The organism is Actinoplanes sp. NPDC048967 (assembly GCF_040649415.1).
Lineage (GTDB): Bacteria > Actinomycetota > Actinomycetes > Mycobacteriales > Micromonosporaceae > Actinoplanes.
The window spans coordinates 170,150-195,667 of record NZ_JBEZFL010000004.1 but is presented as its reverse complement, the minus strand read 5'-3'; the positions used below and the strand labels follow the sequence as shown (position 1 = coordinate 195,667).

General features: G+C 71.3%; 21 protein-coding genes. 11 read left to right on the top strand and 10 right to left on the bottom strand.

The genetic code is table 11. The annotated features are described in order from the left end of the window. Nucleotides 1–44 precede the first annotated feature (44 nt). Nucleotides 45–3,122, top strand: coding sequence for an EAL domain-containing protein (locus AB0C12_RS18590; RefSeq protein ID WP_360549441.1), 3,078 nt, complete (start codon nucleotides 45–47; stop codon nucleotides 3,120–3,122). Between the two features lie 101 nt (nucleotides 3,123–3,223). Next, nucleotides 3,224–3,523, top strand: coding sequence for a hypothetical protein (locus AB0C12_RS18585; protein ID WP_360549439.1), 300 nt, complete (start codon nucleotides 3,224–3,226; stop codon nucleotides 3,521–3,523). 60 nt (nucleotides 3,524–3,583) lie between these two features. Here AB0C12_RS18585 and AB0C12_RS18580 read toward each other — a convergent pair whose 3' ends face one another. Beyond that, the gene (locus AB0C12_RS18580) at nucleotides 3,584–4,660 is read right to left on the bottom strand and encodes an NAD-dependent epimerase/dehydratase family protein (protein WP_360549437.1); all 1,077 of its coding nucleotides are present in this window, start codon (nucleotides 4,658–4,660) and stop codon (nucleotides 3,584–3,586) included. 60 nt (nucleotides 4,661–4,720) lie between these two features. On the opposite strand from AB0C12_RS18580, the gene AB0C12_RS18575 reads away from it, so the two are divergent. The 3 genes from AB0C12_RS18575 to AB0C12_RS18565 are packed head-to-tail and all read left to right on the top strand — an operon-like array spanning nucleotide 4,721 to nucleotide 8,261. Further along, nucleotides 4,721–5,209, top strand: coding sequence for a 2Fe-2S iron-sulfur cluster-binding protein (locus tag AB0C12_RS18575; RefSeq protein ID WP_360549435.1), 489 nt, complete (start codon nucleotides 4,721–4,723; stop codon nucleotides 5,207–5,209). Beyond that, the gene (locus tag AB0C12_RS18570; protein WP_360549433.1) at nucleotides 5,206–6,195 is read left to right on the top strand and encodes a xanthine dehydrogenase family protein subunit M; all 990 of its coding nucleotides are present in this window, start codon (nucleotides 5,206–5,208) and stop codon (nucleotides 6,193–6,195) included. The genes AB0C12_RS18575 and AB0C12_RS18570 overlap by 4 nt, the downstream gene beginning before the upstream one ends. Continuing rightward, nucleotides 6,192–8,261, top strand: coding sequence for a xanthine dehydrogenase family protein molybdopterin-binding subunit (locus AB0C12_RS18565; RefSeq protein WP_360549431.1), 2,070 nt, complete (start codon nucleotides 6,192–6,194; stop codon nucleotides 8,259–8,261). The genes AB0C12_RS18570 and AB0C12_RS18565 overlap by 4 nt, the downstream gene beginning before the upstream one ends. A 70-nt stretch (nucleotides 8,262–8,331) precedes the next feature. Here AB0C12_RS18565 and AB0C12_RS18560 read toward each other — a convergent pair whose 3' ends face one another. Beyond that, nucleotides 8,332–8,682 (bottom strand): Lsr2 family protein, encoded by a 351-nt coding sequence (locus AB0C12_RS18560; protein WP_360549429.1) that lies wholly within the window; start codon nucleotides 8,680–8,682, stop codon nucleotides 8,332–8,334. A gap of 309 nt (nucleotides 8,683–8,991) precedes the next feature. Between AB0C12_RS18560 and AB0C12_RS18555 the strand changes: the two genes are divergently transcribed. Further along, the gene (locus AB0C12_RS18555) at nucleotides 8,992–10,122 is read left to right on the top strand and encodes a cellulose binding domain-containing protein (protein ID WP_360549427.1); all 1,131 of its coding nucleotides are present in this window, start codon (nucleotides 8,992–8,994) and stop codon (nucleotides 10,120–10,122) included. A 38-nt stretch (nucleotides 10,123–10,160) separates the two neighbouring features. On the opposite strand, the gene AB0C12_RS18550 is transcribed toward AB0C12_RS18555, so the two are convergent. After that, nucleotides 10,161–11,816 (bottom strand): GMC family oxidoreductase, encoded by a 1,656-nt coding sequence (locus AB0C12_RS18550; protein ID WP_360549425.1) that lies wholly within the window; start codon nucleotides 11,814–11,816, stop codon nucleotides 10,161–10,163. A 5-nt stretch (nucleotides 11,817–11,821) separates the two neighbouring features. Further along, nucleotides 11,822–12,859, bottom strand: a complete 1,038-nt coding sequence (locus tag AB0C12_RS18545) for a zinc-binding dehydrogenase (protein ID WP_360549423.1) — start codon at nucleotides 12,857–12,859, stop codon at nucleotides 11,822–11,824. Nucleotides 12,860–12,893: 34 nt separating this feature from the next. Here AB0C12_RS18545 and AB0C12_RS18540 point away from each other — a divergent pair, with 34 nt between their 5' ends. Then, nucleotides 12,894–13,898, top strand: a complete 1,005-nt coding sequence (locus tag AB0C12_RS18540; protein ID WP_360549421.1) for a LacI family DNA-binding transcriptional regulator — start codon at nucleotides 12,894–12,896, stop codon at nucleotides 13,896–13,898. A 62-nt stretch (nucleotides 13,899–13,960) separates the two neighbouring features. Here AB0C12_RS18540 and AB0C12_RS18535 read toward each other — a convergent pair whose 3' ends face one another. Both AB0C12_RS18535 and AB0C12_RS18530 read right to left on the bottom strand, forming a co-directional pair. Then, nucleotides 13,961–15,001: a LacI family DNA-binding transcriptional regulator gene (locus AB0C12_RS18535; RefSeq protein ID WP_360549420.1), complete on the bottom strand. Its 1,041-nt coding sequence runs from the start codon at nucleotides 14,999–15,001 to the stop codon at nucleotides 13,961–13,963. A gap of 43 nt (nucleotides 15,002–15,044) precedes the next feature. Further along, nucleotides 15,045–15,878: a LuxR C-terminal-related transcriptional regulator gene (locus AB0C12_RS18530; RefSeq protein ID WP_360549418.1), complete on the bottom strand. Its 834-nt coding sequence runs from the start codon at nucleotides 15,876–15,878 to the stop codon at nucleotides 15,045–15,047. 84 nt (nucleotides 15,879–15,962) lie between these two features. Between AB0C12_RS18530 and AB0C12_RS18525 the strand changes: the two genes are divergently transcribed. Then, nucleotides 15,963–17,579, top strand: coding sequence for an AMP-binding protein (locus AB0C12_RS18525; RefSeq protein ID WP_360549417.1), 1,617 nt, complete (start codon nucleotides 15,963–15,965; stop codon nucleotides 17,577–17,579). Between the two features lie 58 nt (nucleotides 17,580–17,637). Here AB0C12_RS18525 and AB0C12_RS18520 read toward each other — a convergent pair whose 3' ends face one another. From AB0C12_RS18520 to AB0C12_RS18505, 4 genes are all read right to left on the bottom strand, one after another. Then, nucleotides 17,638–19,326 carry an AMP-binding protein gene (locus AB0C12_RS18520; protein ID WP_360549415.1) on the bottom strand — a complete coding sequence of 563 codons (1,689 nt, stop codon included), beginning with the start codon at nucleotides 19,324–19,326 and terminating at the stop codon, nucleotides 17,638–17,640. Nucleotides 19,327–19,407: 81 nt separating this feature from the next. Beyond that, on the bottom strand, nucleotides 19,408–20,910 hold the full coding sequence (locus AB0C12_RS18515) for an alpha/beta fold hydrolase (protein ID WP_360549413.1): 1,503 nt from the start codon (nucleotides 20,908–20,910) through the stop codon (nucleotides 19,408–19,410). A 39-nt stretch (nucleotides 20,911–20,949) separates the two neighbouring features. Continuing rightward, nucleotides 20,950–21,702 carry an ABC transporter permease gene (locus AB0C12_RS18510; protein WP_360549411.1) on the bottom strand — a complete coding sequence of 251 codons (753 nt, stop codon included), beginning with the start codon at nucleotides 21,700–21,702 and terminating at the stop codon, nucleotides 20,950–20,952. Next, the gene (locus AB0C12_RS18505) at nucleotides 21,699–22,442 is read right to left on the bottom strand and encodes an ATP-binding cassette domain-containing protein (protein WP_360549409.1); all 744 of its coding nucleotides are present in this window, start codon (nucleotides 22,440–22,442) and stop codon (nucleotides 21,699–21,701) included. Before AB0C12_RS18505 ends, AB0C12_RS18510 begins: the two co-directional genes overlap by 4 nt. A 151-nt stretch (nucleotides 22,443–22,593) precedes the next feature. On the opposite strand from AB0C12_RS18505, the gene AB0C12_RS18500 reads away from it, so the two are divergent. From AB0C12_RS18500 to AB0C12_RS18490, 3 genes are read left to right on the top strand one after another with little or no spacing between them, the layout of a single operon-like run. Further along, on the top strand, nucleotides 22,594–23,691 hold the full coding sequence (locus AB0C12_RS18500) for a histidine kinase (protein WP_360549407.1): 1,098 nt from the start codon (nucleotides 22,594–22,596) through the stop codon (nucleotides 23,689–23,691). Beyond that, complete coding sequence (locus AB0C12_RS18495) at nucleotides 23,682–24,326, top strand: response regulator transcription factor (protein WP_360549405.1); 645 nt, start codon at nucleotides 23,682–23,684, stop codon at nucleotides 24,324–24,326. The genes AB0C12_RS18500 and AB0C12_RS18495 overlap by 10 nt, the downstream gene beginning before the upstream one ends. Nucleotides 24,327–24,335: 9 nt before the next feature. Further along, a complete protein-coding gene (locus AB0C12_RS18490) occupies nucleotides 24,336–25,292 on the top strand; it encodes a hypothetical protein (RefSeq protein WP_360549403.1) in 957 nt (318 codons plus the stop codon). Nucleotides 25,293–25,518: the final 226 nt, after the last annotated feature.

The window sequence follows — 25,518 nt, the reverse complement described above, 5'->3', positions numbered from 1 at the left end:
CGATCAGGGCAGCGTCCGGCTTTGACGACGCGGAGAGGAGCAGCATGCCGACCAGAGTGACGGCTGCCCTCTTCGGCACCTGGATGGTGGCGGTCGGCGCGGCCTTCGCGCTGGAGCCGGCCTGGCAGCTGCCCGTACACCTGGTCGCCGGGGCCTCCGCCGTGCTGGCCGTGGTCTTCGGCCTGCGCCGGCACGACCCGGTCCGGCGCGGGCCGTGGCACCTGCTGGCCGTCTCCGTGGTGCTCTCGGTGCTCGGCACGGCCGCCTACAGCGCCGGCCCGGACGCCCTGCGGGCCGTCCCCAGCCTGCATGCGATCGGTACGGGCATGCTGCTCGCCGCCTACCCGGCGCTGGCCCTGGTGCTCTACTGGTTCGTCCGGCTCCGCACGGGTGGCCGCCGCGATCGGGGCGGACTGCTCGACGCCCTCACCCTGACCTCCGGCGTGGCCCTGCTGGCCTGGACCTTCGTGATCGGCCCGCACCTGCGTGACACCGAGCTGTCGACGGTCGGGCAGTGGATCGCGATCGCGTTCCCGGTCGGCGACCTGCTCTGCCTGGCCCTGCTGACCCGGCTGCTGACCGCCTCCGGACGACGGTTGCCGGCCGGCGGCTGGCTCGCCGCCGGTGTCCTGGCCCTGCTGCTCGCCGATGTCGGCGGCAATCTCGTCACCCTGCGCGACGACATCGCCTTCCTGGCCGTCTTCGGCCGGGTCCCGCTGTACGCCGCCGTCGGCCTGGCCGCGCTGAGCCCCTCGATGGCCGCGCTGACCCGGCCGGTCGCCACCCCGCTGGCCGAGCTCGGCCGGGTCCGCCTCGCCCTGCTCGCCCTCGCCTCGCTGGTCGCCCCGGCCGTGCTGGTCCTCCAGGTGGGCGTCGACGGCGAAGTGCCCGACCTGGACGTCGTCGCCGTCCTCAGCGCCTGCACGTTCCTGCTGGTCCTGGCCCGGATGGCGGGCATCATGGCCAGCCACCGGCTGGCCCTGGCCCGCGAGCGGGGACTCCGCGAGGCCTCGGCGGCGCTGGTCTCCGCGGCCGACGCGGACGAGGTCGGCGAAGCGGTCCGGACGGCCGTGGCCCAGCTGCTGCCGGCCGACGTGCCGCACCGGGTGGTGCTGGCCATGGCCATCACCGAGCCGGAGGAGCCCGTCTCACCCGAGGCCGCGGCCCAGTCCGACCACGACCGCAGCACCGGTACGGCCGCCCGCCTGGTCGCCACCCGCGACGTGGACTGGGCGGTGGCGGTCCGACTCACCCAGTTCAACATGGTGCTGCGCTGCCCGCTGGTGCTCCAGGACCGCCCGACCGGGGACCCGCTCGTCGGGGTGCTGCACGTCGGCGGTCCCACCTGGGCCTTGCTCGGCCTGCAGCGGGCGCTGGAGGTGCTGGCCACCCAGGTCGCGCTGGCGCTGGAGCGGATCGCGCTGAGCCACGAGGTGACCCGCCGCAACAGCGAGGCCTACTTCCGCACGCTGGTGCAGAACACCTCCGACGTCATCCTGATCATCGACGAGGAGGACCGGGTCCGGTACGCGAGCCCGTCCGCCGGACACGTGCTGGGCGCCGACCCGGTGGGCGTGTCCCTGCCCGATCTGATCCACCCCGGCGACCGGCTGCGGCTGGCCGACGTGCTCGCCGCCGTTCGTGGCGGCGAGGGGACGCAGGAGGGCCTGGACTTCCGGGCTGTCGGGCGGCGCCGTACCGAAGTGATGCTCGAGATGCACTGCCGGGACCTGCGCGCGGACCAGACCGTCGCCGGCCTGGTCGTCACCCTGCGCGACGTCACCGAGCGCCGTCAGCTCGAACGCGAACTCACCCACCAGGCGTTCCACGACTCGCTGACCGGGCTGGCCAACCGGGTGCTGTTCGCCGACCGGCTCCAGCACGCGCTGGCCCGCGGCGCCCGGGACGGCTCGGTGGTCGGCGTGCTCTTCATCGACCTGGACGATTTCAAGGTCGTCAACGACACCCTGGGCCACGCGACCGGCGACCAGCTGCTGATCGCGGTGGCCGGCCGGATCGCCGGCGCGCTGCGGGCCGACGACACGGCTGCCCGGCTCGGCGGCGACGAGTTCGCCGCGCTGGTGGAGAACGTGCAGGACCCGGGGGCGGTCGAGGAGACGGCCACCCGGATCCTGGCCGCGCTGTCCGAGCCGATCATCGTCGACGGCGGGTCGCTGCAGGCGGTGGCCAGCATCGGCATCACCACCACGCCGGAAGCGGACACCGCCGACGCGCTGCTGCGGCAGGCCGACCTGGCCCTCTACGTGGCGAAGGGCGCCGGCAAGAACCAGTGGCGGCGCTACCAGGCGCACCTGCACAGCGCGATGGTGGAGCGGCTGGAGCTGCGCTCGGCGCTGGACCACGCGGTCAACGAGGGCCACTTCCTGCTCCAGTTCCAGCCCATCGTCGATCTCGCCACGGACGAGGCGGTCGGCTTCGAGGCGCTGGTCCGCTGGCACCATCCGCAGCGCGGGATCATCGCGCCGGACGAGTTCATCGAGGTGGCCGAGGAGAGCGGGCTGATCGTCCCGATGGGCCGCTGGGTCCTCGACCAGGCGCTGCACACGGTCGCGCAGTGGCGGCGCATCCTGCCGCGCGCCCGCCAGCCGTACGTCTCGGTCAACGTCTCGGTCCGTCAGTTCCGCCAGTCCGGCTTCGTCGAGCAGGTCAAGGCGTCGCTGGAGTACGCCGGGGTGCCGGCTCGGGCGCTGATGCTGGAGATCACCGAGACTCTGCTGATGGGGGACGACGAGCAGATCTGGGCCGATCTGGCCGTGCTGCAGGAGCTGGGCGTGCGGATCGCGATCGACGACTTCGGCACCGGCTACTCGTCGCTGGGTTACCTGCGGCAGCGCCCGATCGACGTGCTGAAGATCGACAAGACCTTCATCGACGACATGGTCGGCAGCGAGCAGCAGCTCGCGCTGGTGGCGGGGATCGTGAGCCTGGCCCGCACGCTCAATCTGACCGTGGTCGCCGAGGGCATCGAGGACGCCACCCACCGGCTCATCCTGGCCCAGCTGGGCTGTCCGCTGGGGCAGGGCTACTACTACTCGGCGCCGCTGGACGCGACCGAGGCGCTGGCCTGGCTGCGCAACCCGCTGCCGCTGGCTGTGGCCTGACTTTTCCGCTGCATTTGATTTTTATGCGGAAGGCCCCTCGGGGCGCGGACGAACGCGAAAGACTTTCGGGTGTTCACCAACCGACCCTGAAAGGACAAACCATGCGACGTCCGGGCCTGCTCCTCGCCGGTGTGCTGCTGGCGACCGGCTCCAGTCTCGCTATCGCGGCCCCCGCCTCCGCCACCGGCTCCGCCCCCGACCACCGGCGGCACTGCTGGTATCAGTCGCACGGCCATTGGTTCCCCTGGCACCACGACTGGTACGACGACTGGGACGACGGCGATCACTGGAGCGCCGGCACCCCGAGCCGCGACGACCGTCGCCGGCACTGCTACCGCTACCGCGGAGGTGGCGGTGGCGGTGGCGTGGTCATCATCAGCACCGGGGGTGGCCGACGCTGACCCGTCATACGGTGCTCCAGCAGGCCCGGATGCCTCGGCAGCCGGGCCTGCCGCTGCCTGTCAGTACGGGTTGCCGGAGCCGGGCAGCCGGCCACGGAGGACCCCGCCCAGGCGACCCGGCAGCGCGGGATCACCGGACAGCGGCGGGCTGTCGGTGTGGGCCCGGTCGGCCAGGCCCGCCACCAGCTCCTTGAGGGTGTGCACCGCGTCCACCAGCGGACGCCAGCCCAGCTCCGCCTTGATCCGGTCGCACGACATCAGCGGCGCCTTGAGCCCGAGCCGGACCCAGCCCACGTCGACCGGCTGCAACCGCAACCGCCAGCTCAGATCGGCCGCGCCGCGCAGGACGAAGCCCGGCACCGGCACCTCCCGGCCCTGGAACGCGGCCGCCGCCACCGAGGGATCCAGCACCGGACCCGCGGCCACGTTGAAGGCGCCCCGCACATCGGCCAGCAGAGCCCGGGCGTACGCGTCAGCCACATCGTCCGCGTGCACCGCCTGCACCCGCAGCCCCGGATGCGAGGGGATCACCGGGATCCGTCCGAACTTCAGCAGCCGCGCGGGCAGCAGCGGACCGGCGAAGTACCGGCCGATCTCCGTACCGATGTCCCGCTGGAAGATCAGCCCCGGCCGCAGCCGGACGATCCGCAGCATCGGGTGATCCGACTCCACCCGGTCCAGCAGGCCCTCGACCAGCGCCTTGTGCCGGCTGTAGGAGGAACCGAGCACACCCGTGCGGGGCCACGCCTCGGTGACGAAGGCGTGCTTCGGGCCGGGCGCGTAGGTCCCGACCGAGGAGGCGTACGCCAGCGTCGGCACCCCGGCGCGCAGCACGGCCTCGACCACCGTCCGGCTGCCCAGCACGTTGGTGCGGAACAGCAGCCGCTGGTCGTGGCTGGGCTGGATCTGCCAGGCCAGGTGGACGACCGCGTCCGCGCCGCGGAAGATCTCGGTCAGCTGCTGCGCGGCGCCCGGAGCGCCGATGTCGCAGGAGTGCCACTCCACCGCGTCGTACGGCTCGACCCTGGGCGGCAGCCGGCGGACCACCCCGGCGAGATCGACGCCCGGCTCGTTCCGCAGCCGGCGGAGCAGGGCCGTGCCTGAGTTGCCGGTCGCTCCGACGATCACCACTCGCATCGTGTGCTGGTACCCGGCGAGCCGGCGGTTGAATCACCGGACCGCGGGTAGGCACCGTCCATGGATCTCGTCGTGAACGGCGTCGAGCACACGCTCGACCTCGACCCGCGCACCACCCTGCTGGACGCACTGCGCGAGCACCTGCACCTCACCGGGGCCAAGAAGGGCTGTGACCACGGCCAGTGCGGCGCCTGCACCGTCCTGCTCGACGGCCGCCGGGTGAACAGCTGCCTGATCCTGGCGATCAGCCAGCAGGACGCCCGGATCACCACCGTGGAAGGCCTGGGCACCGAGGAGGAGCCGCACCCGGTGCAGCAGGGCTTCCTCGACCACGACGGCTTCCAGTGCGGCTACTGCACGCCCGGGCAGATCTGCTCCGCGGTGGGCATGCTCGACGAGGTCGCCCGCGGCTGGCCCAGCGCGGTCACCCGCGGCGACGACGTGCGCCTCGAGGATGCCGAGATCCGCGAGCGGATGAGCGGCAACCTGTGCCGCTGCGGCGCGTATGCCAACATCGTCCCGGCCATCGCGCAGGCCTCCGGCCGATGAGGACATTCGAGTACGCACCCGCCGACGACGTCGCCTCGGCCGTGGCCCGGCTGGCCGGCGCGCCCAGCGGCTCCTTCCTGGCCGGAGGCACCAACCTCGTCGACCTGATGAAGCTCGGTGTGGCCACCCCGGACGTGCTGGTCGACATCAACCGGCTGCCGCTGCACGAGGTGACCAGGCTGCCCGACGGCGGCCTGCGGATCGGCGCCGGCGTCCGCAACAGCGACCTGGCCGCGCACCCGGAGGTCCGCCGGTCGTACCCGGTGCTGAGCCAGGCGTTGCTCGCCGGCGCCTCCGGCCAGCTGCGCAACATGGCCACCACGGGCGGCAACCTGTTGCAGCGCACCCGCTGCCGGTACTTCATGGATGCCACCAAGCCGTGCAACAAGCACGCACCCGGCACCGGCTGCCCGGCCCGCGACGGTGACCACCGCAATCTGGCGATCCTCGGCGCCTCCGAGCACTGCGTCGCCACCCATCCGTCCGACATGGCTGTCGCGCTGGCCGCCCTGGACGCGACCGTGCGGGTGACCGGGCCCGACGGCGAGCGGGACATCCCGCTCAACGACCTGCACCGGCTGCCCGGCGATACCCCGCACGTCGACACCGTGCTGCGGCACGGGGAGCTGATCACGGCGGTGGACCTGCCCGTGCTGGAGGCGGCCCGGGTGTCCGCGTACCGCAAGGCCCGGGACCGGGCCTCCTACGCTTTCGCGGTGGGGTCGGTGGCCGCGGCGGTGCACGCCGAGGACGGCGTGGTGCACGACGTACGGCTGGCCTTCGGCGCCGTGGCCCACAAGCCCTGGCGGGCGTACGCGGCGGAGCAGGCCCTGCTCGGCCGTCCGGCCACCCGTGAGTCCTTCCTGGCCGCGGCGGACGCCGAACTCGCCGCCGCCGAACCGCTGCGCGACAACGCGTTCAAGGTCACGTTGATCCGCAACCTGGTCGCGGCGACGCTGACCGGCCTGACGGGAGCCGCCCGATGACCGCCACCACCGCACCCGCCGTCGGGAGCCCGCTCGGCCGGATCGAGGGCCCGGCCAAGGTCACCGGCGCGGCCCGGTACGCCGCCGAGTATCCGGTGGAGGACGTCGTGCACGCCTGGGTGGTCCAGTCGCCCGTGGCCCGCGGCACCCTCGACGCCGTCATCGTCGATCCGACCACTGAGGACGACGACGTGCTCGCCGTCCTCTGGCACGGCAACGCCCCGCGGCTGGAGCAGCCCGACGACCCGGAGCTGGCCGTCCTGCAGTCCGAGCGGATCAGCTACCGCGGTCAGGCGGTCGCGCTGGTCGTCGCCCGCACCCTGGAGGCCGCCCGGCGGGCCGCGCAGGTCATCGGGCTGGAGATCACCGAGGAGCCGCACGACACGCTGCTGACCGCCGACCACCCGGAGATCTACTCTCCGGAGCAGGTGAACCCGGCGTTCCCGGCCGACACCCGTTCCGGCGACGTGGAGCAGGCTTTCGCCGCCGCGCCGGTCAAGGTGGACGTGACGTACCGGACCCCGGCGCTGCACAACAATCCGATGGAGCCGCACGCCACCATCGCGGTGTGGCAGGGCGACGACCTGGTCCTGTACGACTCGAACCAGCACCCGCCGGGCGTGGCCGGTGCGGTCGGCGCCGTCTTCGGCCTGCCCGCCGAGCGGGTCCACGTGATCACCGAGCATGTCGGCGGCGGCTTCGGTTCCAAGGGCTCGGCCCGCCCCAACGCCGTGCTGGCCGCGCTGGGGGCCCGGGTGGTGGGCCGGCCGGTGAAGCTGGCCCTGCCCCGCCAGGCCCTGTTCAGCATGGTCGGCCACCGCACACCGACCATCCAGCGGATCCGGCTGGCCGCCGAGCGCGACGGCACGCTGACCGCCATCGACCACGAGGCCGTCGAGCACACTTCCCGGCTGTTCGAGTTCGCCGAGCAGACCACGGTCGCGACCCGGCACATGTACGCCGCCGCGAACCGGCACACCGGCCATCGCCTGGTCCGCCTCGACATGCCGACCCCGCGCTGGATGCGGGCCCCCGGCGAGGCGCCCGGCATGGTCGGTCTGGAGTGCGCGATGGACGAGCTGGCCGAGGAGCTCGGCCTGGACCCGATCGAGCTGCGCATTCGCAATGAGCCGCGGGTCGAGCCTGAGTCCGGCGTCCCGTTCAGCAGCCGGCAGTACCTTCAGTGCCTGCGCGAGGGAGCCGAGCGTTTCGGCTGGGCCGACCGTGATCCCCGGCCGCGCAGCCGCCGGGAGGGCAACTGGTGGGTCGGCCTGGGCGTCGCCGGCGCGACCTATCCGACGATGGCGCAGCCCTCGACCGCCCGGGTCCGCGCCCGGCCCGACGGCCGGTACGACGTGGCGGTGGCCGCCACCGACATCGGCACCGGCGCCCGGACGATCCTCACCCAGATCGCCGCGGACGAGCTCGGTGTGCCGGTCGACCGGGTCCGCGTCCGGATCGGGGACAGCACGCTGCCCAAGGCGTCGGTGGCGGGCGGATCGTCCGGCAGCGCCTCGTGGGGCTGGGCGGTCACCGGAGCCTGCCGCGAGCTGCGCCGCTCCGGCAACGACGAGGCGGTCTACGACAGCACCGAGGAGGTGCAGCAGCAGGAGAAGGACGGCAAGCACGCGTACGGCGCGCACTTCGCGGAGGTCCGGGTGGACGCGGACACCGGCGAGGTCCGGGTGTCGCGCCTGTTCGGCATGTACGCGGTCGGCCGGGTCCTGAACCCGCGGACCGCCCGCAGCCAGTTCATCGGCGGCATGACGATGGGCCTGGGCATGGCGCTGCACGAGGAGGGCGTGCTGGACCCGGCGATGGGCGACTGGGTCAACCACGACCTGGCCGAGTACCACGTGCCGGTGCACGCGGACATCGAGTCCGTCGAGGCGGCCTGGCTCTCCGAGGACGACCGGGCGGTCAACCCGATGGGCAGCAAGGGCATCGGCGAGATCGGCATCGTGGGCTCACCCGCGGCCATCGTGAACGCGGTCCGGCACGCCACCGGCATCCGGGTGCGGGACCTGCCGGTGCGGCTGGACAAGCTGTTGCCGTACCTGGCCTGAGAACGCCTTAACCATCCTTAAGCAGAAATCGGCGCCGCCCACCGGGCGGCGCCGATTTGCCGTGCGGGAGCTATCGCTTGCTGTGGTACGCCTCGACGATCGAACTCGGGATGCGGCCCCGCTCGGAGACCTCGTAGCCGTTCTTACCGGCCCACTCCCGAATGGCCTGATTCTGGTCGCGGCTGGCGCGGCCGGTGCTCGCCGGGGCGCCACCGCGGCGGGCGGAACGCGACTCGACACCGGACCGGCCGACCCGCGTCGCCACCGCGAGGTAGGGGTCCAACGCCTTACGCAGCTTGCCGGCGTTCTTCTCCGACAGGTCGATCGTGTAGTTCACACCGTCGAGTCCGAACTCGACGGTGCGGTCGGCCTCGCCGCCGTCGAGGTCATCGGTCAGAAGGGTAATTACCTGCTTGGCCATGATGTGGTTGCTCCCGGGACGGTGCCATTGTCTATGAGAATTCCTGCGTATTCATTCTGTCCGGCCATGCCGACGGGTGCAAATTGTCCGCCCTGCATGTCGCGCAGATCATCCGTCCCATTCTCCCAGTCCGGGCCGCCGTGCCGCCGGCCATTGGGCCGCCGTACCCGGGCCGGGCAGGCCGCCGGCGCGGAGAACTTCACGAAACTTCTCCGCAACACTTCTCACGCCTGTCAATGTGTTGTACGTTGCGTGGGAGCGCTCCCACGCCGCCCCCTCCCCGGGGCATCCCCACCACCAGGAGCAGTCATGAGACGTGTCATCCGGGCCGTCACGGCCGCCGCTCTGCTCGCCGCGGGCGCGATCACGACATTCGTGGTCGCCGGTCCCGCGAGCGCCGACACGCAGATCTGCGAGCAGTACGGCTCCACCACCATCGGCGGCCGCTACGTCGTGATGAACAACCGCTGGGGCACCTCGGCCCAGCAGTGCATCAACGTCACCAGCACCGGCTTCGCCATCACCAGTCAGCAGGGCGTCGGCAGCACCAGTGGCGCGCCGGTGTCCTACCCGGCCATCTTCGTCGGCTGCCACTACACGAACTGCTCGCCCGGCACCAACCTGCCGATGCAGGTCAGCTCGATCAGCAGCGCGACCAGCAGCATCAGCTACAACTACGTCTCCGGCGCCACCTACGACGCGGCGTACGACATCTGGCTCGACCCGACGCCCAAGCGCGACGGCGTCAACGCCATGGAGATCATGATCTGGTTCAACCGCCAGGGCTCGATCCAGCCGATCGGCTCGGTCGTGGGCAGCACCACCATCGGCGGGCGCACCTGGCAGGTCTGGCAGGGCAGCAACGGCTCCAACAACGTCATCTCGTACGTGGCCCCGTCGGCGATCTCCAGCTGGAACTTCAGCGTCCTGGACTTCATCAACGACGTGAAGAACCGCGGCGCGATCACCAGCTCGTGGTACCTGACCAGCATCCAGGCCGGCTTCGAGCCGTGGATCGGCGGCACCGGCCTGGCCGTCACGAACTTCTCGGCCGCGGTCAACGGCGGCGGCAGCAACCCCGGCAACCCGGGCAACCCGACCACCCCGCCGCCGGGCGGCACCACCGGCTGCCGGGTCACCTACTCGGCCGACTCGTGGGGCAACGGCTTCGTGGCCAACGTGACCGTGGCCAACACCGGCAACAGCGCGCTCAACGGCTGGACCCTCGGCTTCACCCTCCCGAGCGGCCAGGCCGTGACCAACGCGTGGAACGCCACGCTGTCGGGCACCAGCGGCGCACTGACCGCCCGCAACTCGGCCCACAACGGCAGCATCCCGGCCGGCGGCAGCACCTCGTTCGGCTTCCAGGGCACCTACAGCGGCTCCTTCGCCAGCCCGTCCGCGTTCACCCTCAACGGGTCGGCCTGCACCAGGGCCTGACCCCCACCAGCATCACAGCAGCCCCGCCCCGTCGCCGATCAACCCGGCGGCGGGGCGGCCGGCGTTATCCGCAGGGCCGCGGGGGCGTGGGCCGGGACCGCGGGGGAACGGGGTGCCACGGGCTCGACACGTTCGTAAGCCGCGCCGAGAGCGGGCCGCGGATCCGCCTCACCCTTGTTGGGCCACAGCGACAGGGCCCGCTCAGCCAGCGCGGTGATGGTCAGCGACGGGTTCACCCCGAGGTTGGCCGGGATCACCGAACCGTCCACCACGTGCAGGCCGGGGTAGCCGTACACCCGCTGGTAGGGGTCGACCACGCCGGTCGCGGGAGAGTCGCCGATGGTCACGCCGCCGAGGATGTGCGCGGTCATCGGGATGTCGAAGACGTCACCCACCGAGCCGCCGGGATGACCACCGATCTTGGCGGCCATCCGGCGTACCGCCTCGTGACCGACGGGGATCCAGGTCGGGTTGACCGGTCCGTGGCCGGGCCCGGTGGTGAGCCGGCCGCGCTTGGTGCGCCGTACCGTCAAAGAGTTGTCCACGGTCTGCATGACCAGCGCGATGATGGTCCGGTCGCTCCAGCGTCGCTTCGACAGCGACCGCAGCAGCGTGCGCGGGTGCCGCAGCGCCTGGCCGAGGAAGCGGACCGGCCGCGGCACGCGGCCGCCGCCGTCCACCAGCAGGGTGGTGAGCAGGCCCATCGCGTTGCTGCCGGGCCCGTAGCGGACCGGCTCGATATGGGTCTCGGCGTCCGGGTGGAAGCTCGAGGTGATCGCCACCCCGCGGGAGAACGGCTTTTCCGGTACGGACACGGACTGCGCGCCGAGCAGCGCCTCCGAGTTGGTCCGGGTCAGCGCACCGAGCCGGTCGGAGAGCGCGGGCAGCACACCGGTGTCCCGCATGGCGTGCAGCAGCCGCTGCGTGCCGAGCGCGCCGGCCGACAGCACCACCTCCCGCGCGGTGAAGGTGCCCTGTGAGGTGGTCAGCTCCCAGCCGTCGCCGGCGGGCCGCAACGCCGAGACGGTGGTGTCCGGGTGCACGACCGCGCCGGCCCGCTCGGCGAGGTAGAGGTAGTTGAGGTCGAGCCGGTTCTTGGCCCCGAGCCGGCACCCGATCATGCAGTCACCGCACTCGGTGCACCCGGTCCGGGCGGGCCCGGCCCCGCCGAAATAGGGATCCGGCACGGTCCGGCCGGGCTCACCGAAGAAAACCCCGACCGGGGTACGCCGGAAAGTGCCGCCGACTCCCATGTCCTGCGCGACGGCCTGGATGACCTCGTCGGACGGCGTCATCGACGGTTGCACGGTGACGCCCAGCATCCGGGAGGCCTGCGCGTAGTGCTGTTCCAGCTCGCGGGCCCAGTCGGTGATGCCGGCCCAGCGCGGATCGGCGAAGAACGCGGCCGGCGGCTGGTAGAGCGTGTTCGCGTAGACCAGCGATCCGCCGCCGACGCCCGCCGCGGAGAGCACAACGATGTCCTTGAGCAGGGTGATCCGCTGGATGCCGCGCAGGCCCAGCGCGGGCGCCCAGAGGAACGCCCGCAGATCCCAGGACGTCCTGGGCAGCGTCTCGGGGGTGAAGCGCCGGCCGGCCTCGAGCACGCCGACCCGGTAACCCTTCTCGGTCAGCCGCAACGCGGTGACACTCCCGCCGAACCCACTGCCCACGACGACGATGTCGTAGTCCGTCATGCCGCTCAGCTCACCACGTCGACACCGATCGAACCAGACTTGACGAGCACCTTGATGTGCTCCCCGCTCTCGGCATCGGCGAAGGCCGCCGCGGCCTGACTCAACGGCCGGACCGCCGTCACGAAATCGGCCGCCGTCACCACGCCGTCGCGCAGCAGCACCATCGCCTCGGCGTAGTCCTCCGGCAGGTACGTCGCACTGCCCTGGATCCGCAACTGGCTGTCCTGCAGCAACGCGAGCGGAATCGTCACCTCGCCGGCTGGCACGCCGACCACCACGACAGTGCCACCCTTGTCGGCGATCGCGAGAGACTGCGTCATCGTCGACTGCTCGGCCACGCAGTCGAACACCACGTCGGCGCTCTCGCCGAGCGCTGCCCGTACCTGATCGGCGGCGTCCGCAGCCGTCGCGTCCACGGCCGCGTCCGCACCGAAAACCAGCGCCCGCTTGCGGCTGGCCGCCGAGCGCGCCGTCACGACGATCCGCCGGGCGCCCTGCGCCCGCGCCACCTTCAAAGTCAGCAGACCGATGGTCCCCACCCCGAGAATCGCCACCGCCCGGTCGCGAACCCCGCCGGCCAGCCGGAGAGCGTGCACGGGAGTGGAAAGCGGCTCGATCAGGGCCGCGGTGGCATCGTCGAAGTCGTCGGGCACACCATGCAGGCGCCGAGCGTCGATGGTGAACACGTCGGCCATCCCGCCCTGCTCGGACCCGCAGCCGAAGAACCCGAGCCGCTCGCACAGGTTCTGCCGCCCGGCCCGGCACTGCTTGCACTCCCAGCAGGGCAGGTCCGGCTCGACCGTGGCCCGCTGCCCGACCCGGACCGAGGTCACATCCGCGGCGACCGCGGTGACCACCCCGACCACCTCATGCCCGGGCGCGTACGGCGGATGAACGTTCGGATGCCGGCCCCGCAGGGCGTGCGTGTCGGAGCCGCACACGCCGGCCACCACCATCCGCAGCTGTGCCTCACCCGGTCCCGGCTCCGGGACAGCCGCCTCGACGACCTGGACCCCGTCCGGCAGCACCACGACACGCATCATGGCTGGAGCATAGGACCTGGGTTTACGCTAAGCCGTGCGAGCAGCGACGATGGCCGACATCGCCCGGCGTGCCGGCGTGTCCCGCATCGCCGTCTCGTACGCGCTGAACGGCCGTCCCGGGGTCTCCGCGGACCTGCGCCAGCGCATCCTGGGCATCGCCCGTGAACTCGGCTACCGCGCGAACGGCCCGGCCCTGGCTTTGCACGGGGCGGCCGCCCACGCGATCGGGCTGGTGCTGCTGCGCTCGTCGGCGGCGCTGACCGTGGAGGTCTTCCGCCGCCAGCTGATCGCCGGCATCCAGGAGGAACTGGCCGTCCGCGGCTTCGGTCTGGCACTGCAGCTGGTGACGGACCTGGAGGAGGAAGCGCGGGTCCACCGCCGATGGAGCGCCGAACGCCGGGTCGACGGCGTGCTGATCTGCGACCCCCGGGTGGACGACCCCAGGTTGGCGGCGGTCCGCCGGCTGGGCCTGCCGGCGGCGCTGATCGCCAGCACACCGGACGACGGCCTGCCCGGGGCGTGGTGCGACGACCGGGGATGGACGCTGGAACTGGTGCAGCACCTGGCTGAGCTGGGCCACGTCCGGGTGGCCCGGGTCAGCGGGCCGGCGGGGATGGTGCACACGGCGATCCGGGACGAGGCGATGGCCCGGGCGTGCGCTGAGCGGGGAATGACGCTGACGATCGTGCGGGCCGATTACACGGGCCGGGCCGGGGCCGAAAGGACCCGGGAGCTGCTGGGCGGATCGGCGCGGCCGACCGCGATCGTGTACGACAACGACGTTATGGCGGTGGCTGGGCTGGGGGTCGCGGGGGAGCTGGGGGTGGCGGTGCCGGGGGATCTGTCGGTCGTGGCTTGTGAGGATTCGCCGCTCTGTCAGGTGGTGGGGCCGCCGTTGACGGTTGTTCGGCGGGATATTGCGGCTTACGGGGGACTGGCGGTGGCTCAGTTGTTCGCGGCGTTGGATGGGGATGTGCGGGCGCCGGTGCAGGCTGCGGGCGGGCGTCTTGAGGTGCGGCGGAGTACTGGGCCGGCCTGAGGGGCGTCTGCTTCGCGTTCGCCCTGCGCCCGCACCGCCGGACTCGATCAGTGATGGCCGTATCAGCTGGTCGCCGTTTCCGTGGCCGGCGGCGGCGCTGTGCTTGCGCGGGCGACCAGATGGGCCGGCTCGTCGAGCCGGCTGGCGACCTCGTCGCCCGCGATGACCGCCAGCAGCAGCCGGGCCGCGTTCTCGCCGTAGGCGACGATGTCGCGGGTGAGCGCGGTCAGCGGCGGATGCACGAGCCCGCAGACCGGCGAATCGTCCCAGGCGACGATGGACAGCTCGGCCGGCACGGCGAACCCCAGTTCCTGCGCGGTGGCCAGCCCGGCGATCGCCATGATGTCGTTGTCGTACACGATCGCCGTCGGCCGCGGCCGGGTGTGCAGCAGGTCGCGGGTGGCCTGGGCGCCGGCCTCGCCGGTGTAGTCGGTCCAGACCGGGGGTGCCTCGGTGATCCCCAGCCGTTCGCAGGTCTCGGCGAAGGCGCGGCTGCGGGCACCGGTGTGTGCCAGCTCGGGGATCCCGGCGACCCGGGCGATCCGGCGGTGACCGAGCCCGGCCAGGTGCTCGACCGCCTCGGTCACCGATACCGCGTCGTCGGACCAGAGACTCGGCAGCAGCTCACCCTCGGTAGGCGGCCCCACGACGACGGCGGGCAGCCCGATCTCCGCCACAGCCGGCACCCGTGGATCGTCCGCGCGGACGTCACAGAGCAGCACCCCGTCGACCCGGCCCTCGATCCACCACTGCCGGTAGACCTCGATCTCGGCCGCCGGGTCGTCGTCCGGGACCATCTGCAGGAGCAACGCGTACGAGCGGGTGGACAGCTCGGCCTCGAGCCCGCTGACCAGCTCCATGAAGAACGGCTCGACACCCAGCGTGCTGGCCGGCCGCCGCAATGCGAGCCCGACGACCTTGGCGGGCGCCCCGGCGAGCGCCCGCGCGGCGGCGCTGGCCCGGAAGCCCATCCGGTCGGCGATCGCGAGGATGCGGGCGCGGGTGTCCTCGGAGACCCCGGGCCGGTCGTTCAACGCGTAGGAGACGGCGCCCTTGGAGACCCCGGCCTCGCGGGCGATATCGGCGATCGTCGGTCTCTTCACTTTCCTGACCCTAGGCCTGCTCGGCCAGTCCTGGTGCCGCTGTTCACGGCAGGAAGCCGAGCCGCCGGGCCGTCACGATCGTCTCCATCCGGCCGTGCGTGCCCAGCTTGCGCATCGCGTTGCGCAGATAGCTCTTGACCGTCTCCGGCAGGAGCCCGAGCCGCCGGGCGGCCTCCGCGTTGCCACAGCCCACCGCGACCATGGCCAGCACGTCGAGCTCCCGCGGCGACAGCGGGTTGGGCGACCGCTCCGAGCCGCCGGACTGGGCGAGCAGCGCGCACACGTCCTGGAGCCGGGACCGCAGCGCAGGGTCATCGACCTCTTGGGCGATCGTGCGGAGGTCGGCGTGCGCCTGGCGGACGTCCTCCCACTCCGGGGCGGTCGGCGCCGCCCGGGTCAGGGCCGCGGTCGTCTCCAGCTCGGCGATCCGGCGCTGCACTTCCCGGCGTACGGTCACCTCGGTGCCGATTCGCGCCGCCACCTGGCTCATCGCGTCGAGCGCCCGGGTCCCCACCGACAGCGGCTCCCGCGTGCCGGCGTACAGCACCGCCAGGACGGAACCGCCCATCGCGACCGGCACCGCGGCGATCGCCCGCAACCCCTCGGCGGTGACCGGTTTGTCGTACTCGTGACTGATCCGTGTGTCGGTGGCGTAGTCCTCGACCCGGCCCGGCCGCGCCGTGCTGACGACCCGCCCGCCGAGACCGTTTCCGGCGCTGACCACCAGCCCGTGCAGCGCGCCGGTCACCGTGCCCGCGAAGTCGGTCAGCCGCATGGCCCGGCCGTCGGCGGCCACCGCCCCGCCGAACGCGACCGGCAGCCCGGTCACCCGCCGGACCCGGCCCAGCGCGGCGGACAGATCGGCTGTTTCGAGCACGTCACCAGCATGTCGCGGACCGGGTTCGCGGTCCACCCCTGAACGGGGGTGGCGCCGCCGCGGGGAGCGGCTCATGCTGCAGAAATGCTCTCCTATGCTTCCGGGACCTCCGACGTGCCGCTGCTCGGCGAGACGATCGGCGCGAACCTCGAACGCACAGTGGCGACCCACGGCGACCGCGAGGCGCTGGTGGATGTGGCCGCCGGCCGCCGCTGGACCTACACCGAGTTCGACGCCGCGGTGAACGAGGTCGCCCGTGGCCTGCTGGCCCGCGGCATCGACAAGGGCGACCGGGTGGGGATCTGGGCGCCGAACTGCGCGGAATGGGTCATCACGCAGTACGCGACCGCGAAGATCGGCGCGATCCTGGTGAACATCAACCCGGCGTACCGCACCCACGAGCTGGACTATGTGATCCGGCAGGCCGGCGTGCGCCTGCTGATGAGCGCGGTCGCTTTCAAGACGAGTGACTACCGCGGCATGATCGCCGAGATCGGCTTCACCGAGACGGTCTTCATCGGCACCCCGGACTGGGACGACCTGATCGCCGCCGGCCAGGGCGGCTCGCTGGAGGAACGAGCCGCGACGCTGGCCTTCGACGACCCGATCAACATCCAGTACACGTCCGGCACGACGGGCTTCCCGAAGGGCGCGACGCTGTCGCACCACAACATCCTCAACAACGGCTTCTTCGTCGGCGAGTTGGTCGGCTACACCGAGCAGGACCGGATCTGCATCCCGGTGCCGCTCTACCACTGCTTCGGGATGGTGATGGGCAACCTGGCGGCGACCTCGCACGGTGCGTGCATGGTGCTGCCGGCTCAGGGCTTCGACCCCGCGGCCTCGCTGCGCGCGGTCACCCAGGAGAAATGCACGTCTCTGTACGGCGTACCGACCATGTTCATCGCCGAACTGGGCCTGCCCGACTTCGCCGCGTACGACCTGTCGTCGCTGCGCACCGGGATCATGGCGGGCTCGCCGTGCCCGGTGGAGGTGATGAAGCGGGTGGTGGCCGAGATGCACATGACCGAGGTGGCGATCTGTTACGGCATGACGGAAACCTCGCCGGTCTCGACGATGACCCGCCGCGACGACGGCCTGGACCGCCGTACGGAAACAGTGGGCCGCGTGATGCCGCACCTGGAGTCGAAGGTGGTCGACCCGGCGACGGGCCTGCCGACGCCACGCGGCGAGGCGGGGGAGCTGTGCACTCGCGGCTACTCGGTGATGCTCGGTTACTGGGATCAGGCGGAGGCGACCGCGGAAGCGATCGACGAGGCCCGCTGGATGCACACGGGAGACCTGGCCACGATGGACGAGCACGGCTACGTGAACATCGTCGGCCGGATCAAGGACCTGGTGATCCGGGGCGGCGAGAACGTCTACCCGAGGGAGGTGGAGGAGTTCCTCTACTCCCACCCGGACGTGTCGGACGTCCAGGTGATCGGCGTCCCGGACCAGAGGTACGGCGAAGAACTGATGGCCTGGGTGGTGATGCGCCCGGGGGCAACGCCGCTGACCGCTGAGGCGGTCCGCGACTTCTGCCGGGGAAAGCTCGCCCATTACAAAGTGCCGCGGTATGTGCATGTGGTGGACGGCTTCCCGATGACGGTGACCGGGAAAGTGCGAAAGGTGGAGATGCGAGAGCAGGCCGTGGAGATCCTGGACCTCCATGACGCCGCCGGCATTCGCAACGCCTGACTCCATCCGCACTGCGATCCGTTTCCCGTCCCCCTGCATCGCGTCCGTGGCCACAGAGTCAGCCGCGGTCCAGATATTCGCCGTCGGGCGTTGCGTCCGCCGACGCATGCTTGGCGCGTTCGGCCTCGCGGAGCTGAACCCGCCGGATCTTGCCGGAGATCGTCTTCGGCAGCTCGGTGAACTCCATCCGTCGCACCCGCTGGTAGGGCGACAGGTGCGCGCGGCAATGCGTAAAGATCGCTTGGGCGGTCTCGTCGTTGGCCGCCCATCCCTCGGCCAGGACCACATAGGCCTTCGGCACGTTGAGTCGCAGTGCGTCCGGTGACGGCACGATGGCGGCCTCCACGACCGCCTCGTGCTCGATCAGCACGCTCTCCAGTTCGAAGGGCGAGATGCGGTAGTCCGACGCCTTGAACACGTCATCGGTGCGGCCGACGTAGGTGATGTAGCCGTCCGCGTCGCGGGAGCCGATGTCGCCCGTGTGGTAATAGCCGTTCGCCATGGCCTGCGCCGTCAGCTCGGCGTCGCCGTGATAGCCGACCATCAGGCCCAGCGGGCGAGGCTCGAGTCGCAGGCAGATCTCGCCCTCGTCCGCATGCTCACCCGTCAGCGGGTCGATCAGCGCCACCTGGTAGCCGGGGACAGGGCGGCCCATCGATCCCGGCCGTACATTCTGGCCCGGGGTGTTCGCGATCTGGACCGTCGTCTCGGTCTGGCCGAAGCCGTCGCGGATCGTGACGCCCCAGGCCTTCCGGACCTGCTCGATGACCTCGGGGTTCAGCGGTTCCCCGGCACCGACCACCAGCCGTGGCGGGTTCTTCAGTGCCGTGAGGTCGGACTGGATCAGCATCCGCCACACCGTCGGCGGCGCGCAGAAGCTCGTCACCCCGCACCGCTGCATCTCGCGCAGCAGACGCGGCGCGTCGAACCGCGTGTAGTTGTGGATGAACACGCACGCCTGCGCGTTCCACGGGGCGAACACGTTGCTCCACGCGTGTTTCGCCCAGCCGGGCGACGAGATGTTGAGGTGGACGTCGCCGGGCCGCAGACCGATCCAGTACATCGTGGACAGATGTCCCGCGGGGTACGAGGCGTGCGTGTGCTCGACCAGCTTGGGACGCGCAGTCGTGCCGGAGGTGAAGTAGAGCAGCAGCGTGTCGCTGGACTGCGTGACTCCGTCCGGCGTGAACTCGGTGGAGCCGGCGTAGGCGTCGGAGAAGTCGTGCCAGCCGTCGGTGGGCGAGCCGACCGCGATGCGCGTGACCTCTGCACCGACGTCAGCGAACCGCTCAGCCGCCGAGGCGAGGGCAATGACGTGCTGCGCGCCGCCGCGGGTCACCCTGTCCCGGGCGTCGGCCGCACCGAGCAGCGGCGTCGCCGGGATGATGACCGCACCGAGCTTCATGACCGCGAGGATGGTGTCCCAGAGCTCCACCTGGTTGCCGAGCATCATCACGATCCGGTCGCCGCGGGCGACGCCGAGCTCCCGCAGCCAGGTGGCGACCTGGTTGGAGCGGGCGGCCATCTCGGCGAAGGAGTAGCGCTGCTCCGAGCCGTCCTCCTCGACGATCCACAGGGCGGGGCTGTCGTTGCCCTCGGCGATCACGTCGAACCAGTCGAGTGCCCAGTTGAACACGCCGAGCTGCGGCCAGCCGAACTGCGCGTACGCCTCTGCGTAGTCCTCGCCGTGCTCCAGCAGGAAGTCCCGGGCCTCGCGGAACGCCGCCGTACCGTCAGTCGCCGCCATTTCTCCTCCTCAGGCTGATCTGGGTCAGACTGCCCCGCTGCCGGGGAGCCCGCCACCCCCGCGCGGGGGTGGCGGACGTGGTCACTCGGAACAGGTCGTGTCGCCGGCCGGCAGGCGGCCGCTGGCCAGGTATGCGTCAACTGCCTCGTCGACGCAGCTCGCGCCCCGGAACAGATAAACGCCGTGGGTACGCGCCCCGGCCAGCACGATCATCCGCGAGCCGGTCAGCGCCCGGTGCAACGCCCGTGCGCCGGGTAGCTGGGAGTTGACGTCCTTCTCGGCCTGGACGATCAGCGCGGACGTGCCGTTGTGTACGTCGATCGGCCGCTCCGCCGGCGCGTACGGCCAGAAGGAGCAAGGCGTGATCGTGCGAGCGAGCGGCTCGAACAGTGGTGAGGAGGCTCGGTGCCGCTGAATGTCCCGCCAGTAGACCTCCGGGTCCCGCGCGACGGCAGCGTCACCGCAGAGGATCGCGGTCTGAGCGGTGTGGGTCGCCGACCCCACCCCGTCGACCAGGCTCGCAAGCGTCTCGCTCATGCCCTCGGTGGGCTCGGCGGGCAGCCCGTCGGCCGCCCGCGCGAGAATCAGCACCACGGTCGCCAGCTCACCGTTCTCCGTGTCGTCGGTGAGCGGCGTGACGATCAACGCGGGCAGCAGGCTGTCGTCCACCCGGTACGCGCCAACGGTCAGCGGGCGCCGGGCTGAGGCCGCATGGATCCGGCGCACGGTGCCTAGTACCGCCTCGACTGTCTTGCCCAGGTGATAGTCGGCGTCGCGCGCGGCAGCCCATGCAGCCCACTCCCGCAGCCCGGTCTCGCGTCCGGCAGCGGCATTCCGCAGCACGCGTGTTCCGGACAAAGCCGGATCGACAGCGCTGTCCAGAACCATCCGATCGGCTCGACGGGGGAAAAGCTGGGTGTAGACCGCGCCGAGATAGGAGCCCTGCGAGTAGCCCAGGTAGGAGAGCTTCGGCGCGCCGACCGCGGCCCGGATCCGGTCCATGTCGCGAGCCATGTTGGCAGTGGACGCATGCCGGAGCAGCTTCCCCTCCGCGCTGCCGCAGCGCCCGGCGAGGTCACGGTCCAGGGCCACCGTCGCGTCGAATCCCGCCCGGTCGGCGCCGGCTGAGCGGGGCAGCCAATAGGCGGGCCATCGGCAGTCGACAGGAGTGCTGCGACCGGCGAAGCGAGGGTCCATGCCGATCAGGTCGAAGCGCTCGCCCGTCGCGCCCATCGCAGCCCGGGCAAGCGGAACGCTGTCCAGCACGGGCGACGCAGGGCCACCCAGGTTGATGATCATGGGACCGATGTGGTGCGCGGTGTCGCTGCCCCGGCTGCGGGCGATCGCCACGGTGATGGTGCGGCCGTGCGGCTCGGCATAGTCCAGCGGCACAGTCACGTCGCCGCACTCGACACCGGCATCGGCCAGGGCGTGCCCCTCAGTATCGTCCGGTCCGGCAGCACAGGGATGCCAGAAGAGTGTTGGACTGTTGCCCGCGCTGATCCGAGGTTCAGTGGGGAGCGCGGTCCCCGAGAGGCCGGCGGTCAGGGACAACGCGGTGACGATGGTGGCGACGGTCAGCATTAGTGGACTCCTGTCGTGAGCAGGTGGTGGGGTAGGAGGTCAGGCATCGCTGCGGCGGAGGCGCCATGCGGCCACTGCGAGCAGACCGGCTGCGTAGAGCACGAAGACGGCGAATCCGGCCCACGGGGACAGCAGCGTCGAGTCGGGGCGCGTCGAGGTGATCGCCAGCCCGGCCGGGGAGGGCAGCCAGGGATAGATGTCGTCGGCCGGCCCCGCCGGCAGGAAGCCGGCCAGCATCTGCGGTCCGAACAGAATTCCGATGACCGCCGCGACACCGCCGGCCGTGCGACGCAGAACCGCGCCGAGGCCGAGCCCGATCACTGCGACCACCGTCAGATAGAGCGCTGCGCCGATGACCGCTCGTGCCACCCCGGGCTCGCCGAGAGAGACGTCGAGGTGCTCGGCCGACAGCACCGACTGGCCGGTCAGGAAAGCGCCGAACACGGCCGGCAGGCACAGCGTGAAGATCGCGACCGAGAGAACCGCTGCCTTGCCCCGGAGCACCCGGCTGCGCCTCGGAACGGCCGCGAAGGTCGTGCGGATCAGGCCGCTCGTGTACTCGTTCGTGATCATCAGGACCCCGAGGACTCCCACGGCGAGCTGGGCCACCTGGACTCCGGACAGGCTCACGCTCACCGCGTCGAAACCCGTGGGATCGGCCGGTGGGCGGGTGACGCGGACCATCGCGTACAGGATGCCGAAGCCGATGATCAGGGCAAGGGCGCTGAGCAGGGACCAGGCGGTGGAGGAGACCGAGCGGAACTTGGTCAGCTCGGCGCGCATGACGCTCATCGGTGGCTCCCGTTCCGGGTCGGGGAGGGGAACTCGACGGCCGGGCTGGTGAGGTCGACGAACGCGTCCTCGAGTGAGCTGTGACCCGAATCGGCCACGAGGCTCGCCAGACTCGTGTCGGCGACCAGTCGTCCCTTGCCGATCACCACCACGTGGTCCGCGGTCAGCGCCATCTCGGTCATGAGGTGGGACGAGACGAACACCGTGCGCCCCCGCGCGGCGAGGTCACGCAGCAGGCCGCGGACCCAGCGGATGCCCTCGGTGTCCAGGCCGTTCAGCGGCTCGTCGAGGATGAGCGTGTGCGGGTCGCCCAGGAGCGCGGTCGCGATGCCGAGCCGCTGCTCCATGCCGAGGGAGAACCGGCCGGCGCGGCGCTTGGCGATGTCGGCCAGGCCGACCGTCTCGATCACGTCCAGCACCCGCGCTCGCGGCAGGCCGTTGGACTGCGCCAGGGCGAGCAGGTGGTGGTACGGGCTGCGCGCCGGATGCACAGCCCGCGCGTCCAGCAGCGCCCCGACCTCCCGCAGCGGCGTGCGATGGGCCGCGTACGGCTTGCCGTTGACCGTCACCGAGCCGCGGGTCGGCCGGTCCAGCCCCAGCATCATGCGCATCGTCGTGGACTTGCCGGCGCCGTTGGGCCCCAGGAAGCCCGTGACGACGCCCGGCCGCACCGTGAAGGTCAGGTCCTCCACCGCACACTTCGCGCCGTACCGCTTGGTCAGGCCCTTTGCCTCGATCATGATGGCTCCTTCCGTGGTCGCCTCCCAGGCTTCCGGCACGACGGTTCGGCGTCAGTGGGGTGCGCGCGCTGCCGAGGGTGGGGTTTTCCTCACCCCACGCCCGGGGTTTTCCGGATGGTCAGGCCGGTCCCCGATCCCTACCGTCGACGGCGTGGACATCCGCTTCTTCCCGACGGACCGCGTGACGACCGGGCGATCGATCTGCCATCTCCTGGTCGGCGCCGCGCTGTCGATGCTGGCTGCCGGTCTGTTCGGGCTGCTGGTGACCCTGTGGGGGGCCGCGCTGCTCAGCCTCGTCACCGGGCCGGACGGCGGCGCGTTCCTCGTCGTCCTCTACGTCGTCGCCGTGCCGGCCTTACCGCTGGTCTTCGCCTGGTTCGTGCACGAGATCGCCGTGCTGCACCGGTTGCGGTTCCGCCGACTGCTGGAGATCACCATCGCCGAGCCGGCCTGGACGCTGCGCAGCACGGGACGCCAGCTGATGTATCACGCCTGGGCTTTGCTGATCGCGGTCCCGGCAACCGTGCTGATCATTGCTCCGCCGGCGGCCCGGCGCTTCGTGCGGCACGATCGGCAGACCGCCGACCGCCTGCTCGGGCCCACCAACGTCGAGATCCTCAAGCAACGGGTGGACTGGTTGCGCAGCAGCCGGGCGGCGATCGTCCTCGCCACCGACGAGGAACGCCGGCGCATCGAACGCGATCTGCACGACGGCGCCCAGCAGCGGTTGCTGTCCCTGGCGCTGAATCTCGGCATTGCCCGGGAGGCGATCACGGCGCCCTCACCCGAGGCCGATGCGATCGTGGCGGCGCACGACGAGGCGCTCACGGCGCTCAGCGAGCTCCGGCAGTTCGTGCGGGGCCTGCACCCGGCTGTGCTCAACGACCGTGGTCTGGACGCCGCCATCTCCGGACTGGCCGCCCGGGCCAAGATCCCGATCCACGTCTCCGTGCAGGTGCAGCCGCGCTGCCCGGCGTCGATCGAGGCGGTCGCCTACTTCGTCGTCTCGGAGGCCCTGACGAACGTGGCCAAGCACTCCTCAGCACTGACCGCCTCCGTGACATTGACTCGCCTAGGGAGCGAATTGCGTATCGAGGTCGCCGACGAGGGCCGTGGTGGCGCCACCGCGAAGCCCGGTGGAGGGATAGCGGGACTCATCCAACGAACCGCGTCCGTCGACGGGCAGCTCTCCTTGAGCAGCCCGGTCGGTGGGCCGACCGTCCTCGAGGTGGTTCTGCCGTGCGGCTGATCCTTGCGGAGGATTCGGTGCTGTTGCGCGCCGGCCTGACGAAATTGCTCAGCGACGGCGGCTTCGACGTGCTGGCCGCCGTGGGCGACGGCGAGGAGCTCCTGCGTGCGGTGGCCGAGCACGAGCCCGAGGTGGTGGTCGTCGACGTGCGCATGCCGCCCACCCATACCGATGAGGGCATCCGCGCGGCTCTGACGATCCGCCAGCGATATCCGAAGATCGCCATTCTGGTGCTGTCGCAGTACGTCGAGGAGCGGTACGCCAACGATCTGCTGTCGGCGGCTTCGAGTTCGGTCGGTTACCTGCTCAAGGACAGGGTTGCCCGGGTCCGTGACTTCCTTGACGCGCTGCGCCGGATCGCCGAGGGCGGCACGGCCCTGGACCCGGAGGTGGTCGCTCAGCTCATGGTGCGCCGCCGGCCGGACTTCCGGGAGCGGCTCACGCCACGTGAGCTGGAGGTGTTGCGGTTGATGGCGGAGGGGCGTTCCAACAACGGCATCGTCGACTCGCTGGGTGTCAGTCACAGCGCGGTCGAGAAGTACGTCAGCAACATCTTCGCGAAGCTCGACCTGCCGCCGACCGATACCGACCACCGCCGCGTCCTGGCGGTGCTCAAGTACCTCGGTGATGGCTAGGATCCGCCGATGATCACACTCATCGGCCGGGCCGCCACCGACGACTGGGAGGCGGTGGACGAGCTGGAGCGGATCGCCAAGGCCGACCCGGCGGCCCTACGTCCGCATCTGCGGGAGCTGTTGGATCGCGGGCTGCTCTGGCCCTCTGTTCTGTTCGCGGCGGCGGATGAGGAGACGGTGCGAGAGGTCATCGCGCGGATCGACCGCGGCGACGAGCGCCTCGGTCACCTACTGCTGATCTTGTCCGAGGCCCGCACCGCGGCGGCCGCGGCCGCGTTCCGGCGGTGGCAGGAGAGTCCACCGCCGGGGATGGAGCGGTTGCACATCGACGCCTTGGCCTATGCGCGCCAGGGCGGCTGGGACCTTCGCCCGGACGGTACGAACCACGAGCTTTACGGCCCGGTCGCCTATGAACTCCACATGGTGGACACACCGGAGGCGGACGGCGAAAGGGCAGAGGCGGACGGCGACCTGGTCTGTCCGTGGTGTGCGTCGCCGATCTGGACAGTCCTTGACCTTGATACGGCGGATCCGGACGTCGCCCGGGCGCTTGCGCACACCGGCTGGTCGGGCCGGCTGCGCGTCACCACCTGCTTCCTCTGCACCAACTACACGACGCTGTTCACCGACGTCACCCCTGACGGCGGTGCGGTCTGGTCGGCTTGCAACGAGCGTCCCGACTATCTCCGTACCTCCGCGGAAGAGCCGCCCCCGGTGCTGCCCGAGCTGGGCCCGATCCGCGCGAGTCCGCGGCTGGCCAGCGCCTGGAGCGAGGGCGGCTCGACGCTGGGTGGCGCCCCGGACTGGATCCAGGACGCGGAGTATCCGCAGTGCCCGAGCTGCGCTGTGACCATGGACTACGTCGGCCTGGTGGGCGGCGCCGACCTGGGCTGGGGAGAGGGGGCGGACTACATCTTCCTGCACGCTGGCTGCCGCATCGTAGCTGTCACCTACCAACAGAGCTGACCGTCCCGGCGACAGCTAGGGGAAACGCCGCGGCGCCTGACGCGACGACGCTTGCGCGCTTAACGCGACGACGCTTGCGCGCTTAACGCGACGACGCTTGCGCGCCGAACGCGACGACGCTTGCGGCGCCCAATACGACGATGCTGCGGTGCCCAACGCGACGACGCAGCGGCGCTGCAGCGCCTAACGCGACGACGCAGCGGCGCTGCAGCGCCTAACGCGACGG

Excerpts from the sequence above, each read along its gene's own strand:
- AB0C12_RS18590 (WP_360549441.1), top strand. The coding sequence starts at position 45 with ATGCCGACCAGAGTGACGGCTGCCCTCTTCGGCACCTGGATGGTGGCG.
- AB0C12_RS18585 (WP_360549439.1), top strand. The coding sequence starts at position 3,224 with ATGCGACGTCCGGGCCTGCTCCTCGCCGGTGTGCTGCTGGCGACCGGC.
- AB0C12_RS18580 (WP_360549437.1), bottom strand. The coding sequence starts at position 4,660 with ATGCGAGTGGTGATCGTCGGAGCGACCGGCAACTCAGGCACGGCCCTG.
- AB0C12_RS18575 (WP_360549435.1), top strand. The coding sequence starts at position 4,721 with ATGGATCTCGTCGTGAACGGCGTCGAGCACACGCTCGACCTCGACCCG.
- AB0C12_RS18570 (WP_360549433.1), top strand. The coding sequence starts at position 5,206 with ATGAGGACATTCGAGTACGCACCCGCCGACGACGTCGCCTCGGCCGTG.
- AB0C12_RS18565 (WP_360549431.1), top strand. The coding sequence starts at position 6,192 with ATGACCGCCACCACCGCACCCGCCGTCGGGAGCCCGCTCGGCCGGATC.
- AB0C12_RS18560 (WP_360549429.1), bottom strand. The coding sequence starts at position 8,682 with ATGGCCAAGCAGGTAATTACCCTTCTGACCGATGACCTCGACGGCGGC.
- AB0C12_RS18555 (WP_360549427.1), top strand. The coding sequence starts at position 8,992 with ATGAGACGTGTCATCCGGGCCGTCACGGCCGCCGCTCTGCTCGCCGCG.
- AB0C12_RS18550 (WP_360549425.1), bottom strand. The coding sequence starts at position 11,816 with ATGACGGACTACGACATCGTCGTCGTGGGCAGTGGGTTCGGCGGGAGT.
- AB0C12_RS18545 (WP_360549423.1), bottom strand. The coding sequence starts at position 12,859 with ATGATGCGTGTCGTGGTGCTGCCGGACGGGGTCCAGGTCGTCGAGGCG.
- AB0C12_RS18525 (WP_360549417.1), top strand. The coding sequence starts at position 15,963 with ATGCTCTCCTATGCTTCCGGGACCTCCGACGTGCCGCTGCTCGGCGAG.
- AB0C12_RS18520 (WP_360549415.1), bottom strand. The coding sequence starts at position 19,326 with ATGGCGGCGACTGACGGTACGGCGGCGTTCCGCGAGGCCCGGGACTTC.
- AB0C12_RS18515 (WP_360549413.1), bottom strand. The coding sequence starts at position 20,910 with ATGCTGACCGTCGCCACCATCGTCACCGCGTTGTCCCTGACCGCCGGC.
- AB0C12_RS18510 (WP_360549411.1), bottom strand. The coding sequence starts at position 21,702 with ATGAGCGTCATGCGCGCCGAGCTGACCAAGTTCCGCTCGGTCTCCTCC.
- AB0C12_RS18505 (WP_360549409.1), bottom strand. The coding sequence starts at position 22,442 with ATGATCGAGGCAAAGGGCCTGACCAAGCGGTACGGCGCGAAGTGTGCG.
- AB0C12_RS18490 (WP_360549403.1), top strand. The coding sequence starts at position 24,336 with ATGATCACACTCATCGGCCGGGCCGCCACCGACGACTGGGAGGCGGTG.